The organism is Tautonia sociabilis, from assembly GCF_003977685.1.
In the GTDB taxonomy this organism is placed as follows: domain Bacteria; phylum Planctomycetota; class Planctomycetia; order Isosphaerales; family Isosphaeraceae; genus Tautonia; species Tautonia sociabilis.
Genome location: NZ_RYZH01000115.1, coordinates 1 through 1,700 on the forward strand (window position 1 = coordinate 1; position 1,700 = coordinate 1,700).

Here is a 1,700-nt window from a genome sequence, read left to right on the forward strand (position 1 = left end):
ACGCCCGCGGCCTGGTCGCCGTCGGCTGCTGGGCGCACGCGCGGCGGAAGTTCTACGAGGCCCGCACCAGCGACCCGGAGCGGTCGCACGCGGCGTTGGCGTGGATCGGCCGGCTCTACGACGTCGAACGCGAGGCCAAGGGAGGCGGCTGGGGCGACGACCGGCTGATGGCGGCGCGGGGCGAGCGGTCGCGACCGCTGCTGGAGTCGCTGTGGTCGTGGCTGGACGACGAGTCGGCGAAGGTGCTGCCGAGGAGCCCGATCGGGGAGGCGATCGCTTACGCCCTGTCGAACCGGGCGGAGCTGAGCCGGTATCTGGAGTCGCCGTATCTGGCGATCGACAACAACGCGGTCGAAAACGCCCTGCGGCCGGTCGCGGTGGGGCGGAAGAACTGGCTGCACCTGGGCAGCGACCGCGGCGGCCGGACGGCGGCGACGCTGATGAGCCTGGTCCAGTCCTGCAAGCGCAACGGCAACGAGCCGTTCGCCTACCTCCGCGACGTGCTCGACCGGGTCAGCACCCACCCGGCGAGCCGCGTCGATGACCTGCTGCCGGACCGCCGGGTGTTGCCGGGGGCGGCGGGTGGCCGAAAGGGATAGTTAACGGCCACCCCCGCGGTGGGCCCGGCGACGGCAGGAGATCCGGGGCCCGACGGCCCCGGTCCGGCGGGGGTTTTCGGCCAGGGAGGGCCGGCCCATGCGCGCCGCACTCTACGCCCGGGTCTCGACGCACGACCAGCAGACCCTCGGGATGCAGGTCGAGGCGATGACGGCCTACATCAGGGACCGTGGCTGGGACCTCGCCAGACGGGTCGAGGACATCGGCTCGGGGGCGAGGGAGCGAGCCGGGCGTGAGTCCCTGCTGAGGGACGCCCGCCGCCGCGAGGTCGACGCCGTGGTGGTCTGGCGGCTGGACCGCTGGGGCCGCTCCCTGCCCGACCTGGTAGTGACGCTGCGCGAGTTGACCGAACTCGGCGTCGGCTTCGTGTCGCTGACCGAGGCGCTGGACCTGACCACCCCGACTGGCCGGGCGTTGGCCGGCATGGTGGCGGTCTTCGCGGAGTTCGAGCGGGAGATCCTCCGCGAGCGGGTCCGGGCCGGGATCGCCCAGGCCCGGCGGGAAGGCCGTCCCCATGGCCGCCCGCCGACCGCGTCGTTGAAGTCGGCCGAGGTCCTCCGGCTCAAGGCCGAGCGGGTGAGCCACGCGGAGATCGCGCGGCGACTGGGGATCGGCCGGACGTCGGTCCGCCGCATCCTGGCCGCCGGCTGACGGCCAGGGCCGCCCTGCGCTCGGGCCGCGCGGGCGTCAAGGATGGTCTTCACCGGACGGATACCTCCGGCTCAAGGCCGAGCGGGTGAGCCACGCGGAGATCGCGCGGCGACTGGGGATCGGCCGGACGTCGGTCCGCCGCATCCTGGCCGCCGGCTGACGGCCAGGGCCGCCCTGCGCTCGGGCCGCGCGGGCGTCAAGGATGGTCTTCACCGGACGGATACACTCCAGCAGCGGTCGCGACCGCTCGCCCCGCGCCGCCATCAGCCGGTCGTCGCCCCAGCCGCCTCCCTTGGCCTCGCGCTCGACGTCGTAGAGCCGGCCGATCCACGCCAACGCCGCGTGCGACCGCTCCGGGTCGCTGGTGCGGGCCTCGTAGAACTTCCGCCGCGCGTGCGCCCAGCAGCCGACGGCGACCAGGCCGCGGGCGT

Annotated in this window: 3 protein-coding genes; 2 read left to right on the forward strand and 1 reads right to left on the reverse strand. The window is 74.4% G+C overall.

Annotated features, from left to right (window positions below):
• Both tnpC and TsocGM_RS25555 read left to right on the forward strand, forming a co-directional pair.
• Positions 1 to 599, forward strand: a 599-nt coding sequence (tnpC, locus tag TsocGM_RS25550) for an IS66 family transposase (RefSeq protein WP_126724740.1), incomplete at its 5' end; no start/stop codon positions are given.
• Between the two features lie 97 nt (positions 600 to 696).
• On the forward strand, positions 697 to 1,269 hold the full coding sequence (locus TsocGM_RS25555) for a recombinase family protein (protein WP_126724739.1): 573 nt from the start codon (positions 697 to 699) through the stop codon (positions 1,267 to 1,269).
• A 36-nt stretch (positions 1,270 to 1,305) separates the two neighbouring features.
• On the opposite strand, the gene TsocGM_RS25560 is transcribed toward TsocGM_RS25555, so the two are convergent.
• A partial coding sequence (locus tag TsocGM_RS25560; protein ID WP_148114896.1) for an IS66 family transposase occupies positions 1,306 to 1,700 on the reverse strand: 395 nt, incomplete at its 5' end.

Bases quoted from the DNA above. Each gene is read 5' to 3' on its own strand.
- TsocGM_RS25555 (WP_126724739.1), top strand. From the start codon at position 697: ATGCGCGCCGCACTCTACGCCCGGGTCTCGACGCACGACCAGCAGACC.